The following is an 868-nucleotide window of genomic DNA, read 5'->3' as shown; positions in this document are numbered from 1 at the left end:
GCCATGAGGCCCTCGCCGCTGGCGCTCATCGAGGTCAGCCCATAGGCAAGCGCACCGAAAGCCAATGTCGCGAGCGCTGCACCGCCGAGATCCAGGCTGCGTTTCTCCGTCGGCGCATCGGCCGGAACCTTGGCCAGCAGAAGCCAGATCGAAATCAAGCCCAGCGGCAGGTTGATGGCGAAGATCGCCCGCCAGATGCCGTCACCGAAGGCCGACAGCACGAAGCCGCCGAACACCGGGCCAAGTGCCGTGGTCAGCGCCGAAGCCGCCGCCCAGATGCCGATCGCGCGGCCGCGTTCTTTCTTCGGGTAGGCCTTGGCGATGATGGCGAGGCTGCCAGGCACCATGATTGCCGCACCGATGCCCTGCAACGCGCGAAATGCGATCAGCACAATTGCATTCGGCGCCAGCGCACAGGCAAGCGAAGCGAGGATGAACAGCGCAATGCCGGCCACGAAGGCGCGGCGCAGACCGAATCGGTCGCCGGCACCGCCCCCGGCCAGGATCAGCGCCGACAGCGTCAATGCATAGGCATTGGAAATCCACTGCGCCTCGGCAAGGCTTGCGCCGAGATTGACGCGGATCGCTGGTGTAGCGATGGCCAGGATGGAGCCGTCTATGAAGCCAAGCGCCGAGGCCAGAATTGCCGCGACCAGCACAAATCGTCGCCGCGACTGCGGACAAAACGTTCCATTCGTGACCGGATTGGTCAGCGGGACGGCGGCGGCTTCACTTGGTGAATGCATGAAACCTTGCTTAAACCCCCAGCGCACCGGCAACAACCAGCCAGTGGCTTGCTGTCGCTGAAACCAGCCGTTTGGCCAGGGTCGCACCCTGTCAGATGCAAATGGCGGCAACCATGCTAAGT

The 868-nt window shown here is 63.9% G+C and carries 1 protein-coding gene; it reads right to left on the bottom strand.

Features of this window, described 5'->3' with window-relative positions; genetic code table 11:
- A partial coding sequence (locus EN914_RS36915; protein ID WP_127389755.1) for an MFS transporter occupies positions 1–746 on the bottom strand: 746 nt, incomplete at its 3' end.
- Positions 747–868 lie beyond the last annotated feature (122 nt).

Origin of the sequence: Mesorhizobium sp. M7A.F.Ca.CA.001.08.2.1 (assembly GCF_003998455.1) — a bacterium.
GTDB lineage: Bacteria > Pseudomonadota > Alphaproteobacteria > Rhizobiales > Rhizobiaceae > Mesorhizobium > Mesorhizobium ciceri.
The sequence above is the reverse complement of the archived record's forward strand: the minus strand, read 5'-3'. Positions and strand labels throughout refer to the sequence as shown.